Consider the following 8,129-nt stretch of genomic DNA (forward strand, 5'->3'; position numbering starts at 1 on the left):
GACACCACTGTTACCTTATGAGGAAACATCTTTGCGTGCAACGGAGTGTAGGTGAGCGCAGCGAACCGAAACGGAAGGGTACTGCAAGTTGAGGCCATTCGGTTTTAGGAAAGTGTCTTATGCTACGCCCTCCATCTTACTTTCTCAAAGTGTTGGTCCATCCGGCTTTTTCATGGGTACAAATTCAATCCTCCGCAGTGGAAGAAGATGGCCGTTTTGAAGTTTTCTCGGTTGCGGTAGCCTCCGACTCGGCGTTTGATGGCCATGATTTTGCTGTTGATGCCTTCCGCTACTGCGTTGGTAATTCCATGCGTGCAGTAGCTGACGACATTCGCCAGGCGTTCTTTGATCGTTCGAGCGACCTTCTTCATCGGCGCCAGCTTGGTGTGGATTACGCGGCGATACCAGTCTTTGAAATAAGTGGGCGCCGACGATGCATCGGCATGCTCCCACAGATCACGAAGCATTTCTTTGTAGGCCCACGCCTTGCCGGTTTCTAGCTGCAAGGTGAACGCCTGATCGAGTTGCGACTGCTGCTTTTCGGTGAGGTTCTCTTGGCTCTTTAGCCACACGTATTTTGTTTTTGCCAAACGATGATCGTCTGCTTGCTGCAGCTGGCGATGTTCGCCTTTGCGAACCTGATCGACCGCCTTAGTCGCTAACTGCATCACATGAAAACGGTCGTGCACGATCTTCGCTTCGGCCAGGGGAATGGTTTGCTGAGCCGCGTGGACATAGGCCTGGCACATGTCCATCGCAATCGCTTCAACCGAGGCAATTTGTTCATCAGAAAGCTGCGAAAGACAGGCAATTCCGCTCTCGGTGTCGTGCCCGTCGGCGATCGCTTCGACCGTGCTGGCATCGAGATCGTACAGCAACGTGATGTAGTTGTGCCCCTTGGCGAACGCCTTTTCGTCGATGCCGATTCGCGGCTTCGGCTGGGCCTGCTTGCGCAGCTTGCCGCGTGCGACGGCACGTTGAATGACGTTCCAAGTTTGGTCCCAGTTGGTTCGCAGAATCTGCATCGCTCCGGTCACCGTTTGCGTGGCCAGCAGCACGTCGATCGCCAGCCGCTCGAAGAGAATTGTGAAGCGGCTACCCTTCTCGGCCCACGACACGTCTGCCTGCTTGACGCCATGCTGCGGACAATTCACCCGCGGCACGGCAGCATGCAAAATGGTCTTAAACTGGCAACTGTCCAAATGCCGCCAACTCCGCTGCGGAGCGTGATCGTAACAGGCCAGCTTGGCATCGCACTCAGGGCAACAAAACTTGGTGCCGGGCGGGTGTTCGACATGCACATCAATCTGCTGCCGATCCACATCAAGCGCCACCTGCGACACAAACCACGGCGACTTCAGGCCCAAAAGGTGCTGGTAAAGTTCTTTGTCTTGCATGAATGCTTCTCCTTCTCGGAGAATTCTAGCAGACCCATGAAAAAGCCGGATGGACCTAATATTTCTTTATCGCACCCACCTGAACCAAAGCAATTGTCTGGTGCCATCGCTCTGATACAACTTCTGAATACGGCTCCCAAGTATTCCAGTGTCTACCACATTCCACATAAATCGGAGTTACCGTAATACTCATGGATGCTCCTACTTCAATGTTCCGCCTGCCAATTGGGCCCCATTCCCCGCCCCAATCACCTTGCGGATTGCCATCTATACTTGCAGTGACCAATCCATATCCAAACCATCCCTCCTTAACCTGAATGCTTACATCCATAGCCGCTCCCACAATAATTTGCTGGAAATTAAAGTTCGTTGGCCATTGTGATGGTCTTGGGGCGTCGATTTCCTTAGTTTCCGTCTTTGAGGTCAATGGATGACTCCACAGCATGTCCGACTCGTATATATCCAACTTTGCCTCTATCCTAAACCGCTCCAGATCATACCGCGTCTTGTACAGCCATGGTCTGTATTTTGTTTCCGGGAATTGGTCTTTAGTAATCGACCCCTTCAGGCCTACCCTGATGGTGTCAACGTATCCCGAGGCATTCTGATAGCTGATGGTCGAAGTTACGGCAGATATTCCTAAATCCAAAAACGTCAACACAGTTCCCGCATCTGAAATCGCTTGCCATGCTGTATATCCCTCTACAATTTGATTTCCAGATGGATCTAGGTGCCTCAGCGATGAGTTATGAACATACCGAAGAAGATTCGCATCCCCCGCCTCAAACCCAAGCGGATCTTCGCCAGTCCATCGGCCAGTCAAAGCATCATAGTACCTCGCTCGGTTGTACTGCAGACCACTCTCTTCATCCCGTTCCCGCCCAGTAAACGCAAACAGGAAGTCCACCGACGAGTTCGTTTCCGACGTGATGTTGCCATAGGCATCGTAGGCCAGGTGGTTCTGGGCCGTGGTGGTATTCGTGCCGCTGTCGTAGTCGACCACATCGCGTACCGTGCCCAGGTGGTCGGTTAGTGCCCAGAGGGCATCTCCCGCAGAAGCCGTGCTGGTGACTTCTTCGCTGGCCAGGATCTGGTCGACGTTGGCTCCGTAGAGGTAGCGGTCGGTCAGGTCTTCAGCTTCGTCGAAGCGGAGGAGCATGTGATCTCCGGCGGCGCCTCGTTCTTCTCGTAGACCATCGTAGATGTAGATTTCTTCGGTGGCGGTGCCGCTGCCGGCTCCGTCGGCGTCGACTGTTTTCACGATGCGGCGATTGAAGATGTCGTAGGTGTAGTCGACCTCGTGGGTGACCGTGCCGCCGCTGGTTTTCGTGGTGATGTTCACCAGGCGGTTACGGTAGTCCCACGTGTATTCGATCACTTCACCGGTGCTGATGTTCGTCTTGGTGAGGCGGTTTCCTTCGTCATCGTACGTATAGTTGAACGTTCCGTCCGACAGAAGCTGATTGTTGTCACCAGTCGAATACCCGCCGCCGGTTCGGTTGCCGTTTTCGTCGTAGGTGTACGACTCGTCGCCGGTCGTGCCGGTGCGATCGGCTCCGGTCAGTTGGTCGGTGTCGTCGTAGCTGTAGTCCGCATCTTCAGCGGAGTAACCGTAGACCGAGAACGCGGTCAAGCGGTTGCCTTCGTCGTAGGCGTAGGTGTACCCGGCCAGCGTGCTGGAACTGCCGTCGGTGTGGGTGATGCTGGTGATTTGATCGGCATAGTCGTAGCCGTAGGTGGTCGTGGCGACCAGGTCACTCCCAGCCAGGTTGGCGTAGCGAGTGATCGAGGTAAACTGCCCCTTATCTTCGGCATCGTAGGCGAAGTCGACACGCTTCTCGGCGACCGCATTGCCGCCGACCTGACCACTTTGAGTGACCTGGGTCATGCGGTTGTAGTAATCGTAGGCGTAGTTGTTCACCAGATCGTCGGTGCCGTCGATCTCGGCGGTAAGGCTCGTGCGGCGGCCGAGGGCGTCGTACGCTTCGTCGATCACGACGTCGAAGCCCAGGGCGGCCAGGTCGTGCTCGGTGCTCGTATTGCGGCCAAGGTTATCGTAGGTGAACGTGTAGGTTGCCTGCGAATCGCTGGCTTCGGTCAACTGCGACGCGGCGTCGTACGCGTAGCTGAGCGTTTCGACAACGGTCGCTCCGTCCATCCACTTTTCGGTGGTCCGGCGCTGCAGGTTGTCGTACTCGTAGGCAGTGACTCGGCCGTTACGGTCGGTGTATTCGACCACATTCCCAGCAGCATCGTACTTGTAGCTTCGCGTGTCGTTCAACTCGTTCGTGTTGGTGAGCATCCGGTTGAGCTTGTCGTACGTCCAGGTCGTCGTGTTCTCTTCCGGATCGGTCAGTGTCAGACGATTGCCGTTGGCGTCGTAGGTGTACTCGGTCTCGCCACCTTCGGCATCAGTCTTCTTGATCAACCGGCCGAGGTTGTCGTATGCGTAGCTGGTCGAATTGCCGAGACGATTCGTTTCCGTCAACATGCGACCGACGGCATCGTACGTATAAACGGTCCAGGCTGCCAACCCACTGCCCACGCCATCGGGATCTGGCATCGTCATCTTGGTGAGGCGGCCCAGATCGTCGTACTCATACGAAGTAGTACCATCGAGGGTGGTCATGCTGACCATGTCTCCCTCGTTGTCGTAGGCGTAGGTAGTGGTCGGTGCCGAAAGAGGTCCGGCCCCATCGGGATCTGGTTCGGTGATCGATATCTGACGTCCCAGGGCATCATACGTGTAAGTCGTGGTGCCGTTTGGATCGGTCATCGTGGCGACCTGGCCAGCGGCGTTGTATGTGTAGCTGACCGTCTGCGAAGCAGCATCGGTCACGCTGGCCAGTTGCCCGTCGGCATTGTAGGTGTAACTGGTCATCGGCGCGGTGAGTGCCCCAGCCCCATCCGGATCGGGCAGGGTCACCGTCAGTTGACGCCCCATGTTGTCGTAGGTGTAACTGGTCGTGCGGCCAAGCGGATCGGTCGTGCTGAGCAGTTGGCCTGCGGCGTCGTAGCTGTAGGTGGTCTCAGGGGCGGTCAACGCTCCCGCGCCGTCGGGATCAGGCAGAGTCACCTTTATCTGCCGACCGAGGTTGTCGTACTCGTACGTCGTCTCGTTCCCCAGTTCGTCGGTCATACTGATTAGCTGACCCGCGGCGTCGTACTCGTACGAAACCTCGGGCGAAGTCAACGCCCCGGCACCGTCCGGATCGGCATAACGGACCTTCGTTTGACGGCCCAGGTCGTCGTATTCGTAGGTCGTCACGCCGCCGTTAGGATCAGTCATGCTGACCTGCTGACCGAATTCGTCGTAAGCGTACAACGTTTCCGGCGAAGTGAGCGCACCGGCTCCGTCCGGATCAGGCGAAGTGATTTTCACGACACGATTCAATGCATCGTATTCATAGGCGGTCACGTTGCCGAGGGCATCGGTCTCAGTCAGGACGTTGCCAGCGTCGTCGTAGGTGACGCTGCTTACCGGGGCACTTGCTCCGCCCACTCCATCCGGATCAGGCAGGGTGGTACTCGTGCGGCGGCGACGGTTGTCGTAGGTGTACGAGGTGGTTCCCTTCGGAGTGGTGATCGAACCGACCTGGCCGGAGGCAGTGTAGGAGTAGGTCGTCACCAACGCGATCAGCGAACCCACGCCATCGGGATCGGCCGTGGTGATTGTTTCGAGGCGATTGAGCTCGTCGTAGGTATAGGTGGTGGTGCCGAGTTCGGTCGTTTCAGTCAGCTTATTCCCTTCGGAATCGTAGGTGTAACTGACCGTCGTGCCGTCGAAGTTCGTCTTGCTGGCTACGCGTCCGAACAGGTCGTACGTGGTGGTGCTGGTCAGCGACTCCAGTGCTCCGACACCATCGGGGTCTGGCATAGTGACCGAGATTTGCCGACCCAGGCTATCGTACGCATAGGTCGTGACACGACCGAGCGGATCAGTGACGGTCAGTACACGCCCGGCGTCGTCGTAGGTGTACGAAGTAACGGGAGCCGACAGCGGGCCAGCCCCGTCAGGATCGGCCTGGATGACGGAAGTCAACTTGCCATCGGTGTAGGCATTGGTAGTGACGTTGCCTAGGGGATCGGTCACCGTCAGTTGATTCCCATCGGAATCGTAGGTGTACGAGGTGACCGGGGCGCTGAGCGGGCCGGTGTCATCCGGATCTTCCTCGGTGACAGAGCTGAGTCGCCCGTACGCGTCGTAGGCATAGGTGGTCGTGCGGCCGTTGATCGACTCGGTCGCCTTCTTGCCCTGGGCGTTGTAGGTGTACGTGGTCACCGTCGCAGACAGTGGGCCGGCTCCGTCGGGATCAGCCGAAGTGATCGTCAACTGCCGACCGAGATCGTCGTAGGTATACGTTGTCGTATTGCCCAGTTCGTCGGTCTGGGTAAGCATATTTCCGTCTGAGTCGTACGTCGTCGAAGTCGAAGCTTCATCCGCCGTGCCCACCGCGTAAGTAGTCGAAGTGCGGCGACCATTCACGTCGTAAACGTACTCGGTCACCATCCCATCCGCCGCTGTCACCGATTCGACCATCCCCTGCGGCGGATCGGTGACCCAGAACGGAGCATCGGTGTAGGTGTACGTGTTGGTAAGGTCATCTGTCTCCAGATTGATCCCATCATCAATCAGCCCGATCACCTTTGTCTCGGTAAGCATCAACTCGTACGTCGAGTCGTACGTCCAAGTCGTGATGTTCCCCTCCGCATCGGTGTACTGGATCGGCTGATTCCAGGTGGCATGATAAACCCAAGTCCGTACCGACTCGTCAGGCAGCGTCTCGGTCAGCTTATTGCCGCGCGAGTCGTAGGTGTACTCGTAAACCGGCGACTGCAACGGACCTTCGCCATCGGGGTCTGGGAGGATTTTCTTGAGAAGGAGACCATGGGAATCTCGGATATAGAGTGTTTCATTGCCCTCGGCATCGATTTCGCGCGTGACATTTCCAAAGCGGTCGTACGCATATTGTGTCGTCTCTCCGTCTGAGCTAACCGACTCTAAGGCATCCCCACTATAATCTGATGCGGTGGAAGCAATCTGGGAAGAAGTGTAAGTGGTTGCCCCACCATTACTGGCCGTTTCCGAAGCAAGATATCCAAGGGAATCGTAAGTCCACGTAGTGACGCTACCATCGGGCAAAGTGCGAGAGGTTAATTGGCTATTAGAGTTGTAAGCGTAGGTAGTCACGAGTGCCGACAGGGGGCCACTTCCATCAGGGTCGTTGCGAGTCGCGGTCGTCAGCAGGCCGCCACTATAACCGAAGGAGACGAACTCCCCCGAGGTATTGGAGGCCTGCAAAATTTTGCCAAAGGTATCGTAACTAAAGTTATACGTGATTGTCGGAGCCACCACGGAAGTGATCTTCCGCAGGCTATTGATTGTTGTGAAGTAGTAGTGAGTTTCTCTACCGCGGGAGTCTGTCTTACTGATGATCTCGCCCGTAGCGTTGAAGAGAAATTCGGTATTGCTGTCGTCGACGAATGTGAAACCAGAGGCAGTTGCCGTCAGCGTGCCGTGACTTTCTCCGCTAGCAAGATACCCGCCGGAACCATCGTTTTTATAGTAGTTTCCGTTAACAACAACCCCTTCTTCGTGAACCTGTGCCTTGGGAATGTTGCTTACGGTCGAATCCGACTTCGCGAAGTTCACGATATCGGTAAACACCATCTGGCTTGAGTCGCCATCGCCATCCAGGCGATTCTCATTGTTAGAAAGCGTGACTCGAAATTCCGCACTTTCCGCGTTGGCCGGAAAGAGACTCCTCGAAAATACAAATCGAAACCGGCTTACCGCGGACTGCTCGTCATTGATGACATCGACGGTGAACCAATTCTGCTTTGATTGAGGCGAGATGGATTCGTTCGAGCCTGTGAATTCGATTTTCATCGTCAATTCGGCTTCGGACAAAATCCAGTCGTAATTAACCCACAACGTATCGATTTGAACGTCGTAGGCAATGACGATATCTCCAGATTGGTTGATCTCCACATCGTGACCGCAACCACACCCTTCGTTGATCGTATTGCCATTGTTCGCGTTCGTCGTCGCGCGATTGGAAGTGGCATAGAAACTACCGTCAGCAACAACGATATCCATGGATCCATAGTCACCCACATCGTAGTAGCCCGTGTCGACGACCATCAGAGACAACGTCTCCGTACCCTCAACTTTGGCATCTTGTGCAAAGTTGATGTCGAATTCTCCGGTGGTGTATAGGGATATTTGATTGCCGGAGAATGAGATTTGCCCCGAGCCCCCTGAAACCCAGGTAATGCTTTGAATGTCGCTTTCATCCATACCTGAAAGGGTGATGATGATGGGGGAACCAAGGGGAGCACCTGGCTCCCATTCCTCCATATCCACAATAACTCGCTCGTCACCCTCATAGTTCGCAAAATACCCTGACGCCTGGCCGCTACCAGATAGCCAGTCTAAGTGTCCCGAGATGCCAACCTCGGGAATTTCATCTTCTCCTGAACCGGAACCTTCACCGGAACCTTCACCGGAACCTTCACCGGACCCTTCACCGGAACCTTCACCGGAACCTTCACCGGAACCTTCACCGGAACCTTCACCGGACCCTTCACCGGACCCTTCACCGGAACCTTCACCGGAACCTTCACCGGAACCTTCACCGGAACCTTCACCGGAACCTTCACCGGAACCTTCACCGGAACCTTCACCGGAACCTTCACCGGAACCTTCACCGGAACCTTCACCGGAACCTT

General features: G+C 55.7%; 3 protein-coding genes. All 3 read right to left on the reverse strand.

Annotated elements, in window-relative coordinates; genetic code table 11:
• Window positions 1-170: 170 nt before the first annotated feature.
• Complete coding sequence (locus AB1L30_RS18100) at window positions 171-1,397, reverse strand: ISL3 family transposase (RefSeq protein ID WP_367014806.1); 1,227 nt, start codon at window positions 1,395-1,397, stop codon at window positions 171-173.
• 55 nt (window positions 1,398-1,452) lie between these two features.
• Window positions 1,453-7,758 carry an RHS repeat-associated core domain-containing protein gene (locus tag AB1L30_RS18105; RefSeq protein WP_367014817.1) on the reverse strand — a complete coding sequence of 2,102 codons (6,306 nt, stop codon included), beginning with the start codon at window positions 7,756-7,758 and terminating at the stop codon, window positions 1,453-1,455.
• A 74-nt stretch (window positions 7,759-7,832) separates the two neighbouring features.
• Window positions 7,833-8,129: hypothetical protein (locus AB1L30_RS18110; protein WP_367014807.1), on the reverse strand; the 297-nt coding region annotated here is incomplete at its 5' end.

The sequence above is a fragment of the Bremerella sp. JC817 genome, assembly GCF_040718835.1.
GTDB lineage: Bacteria > Planctomycetota > Planctomycetia > Pirellulales > Pirellulaceae > Bremerella.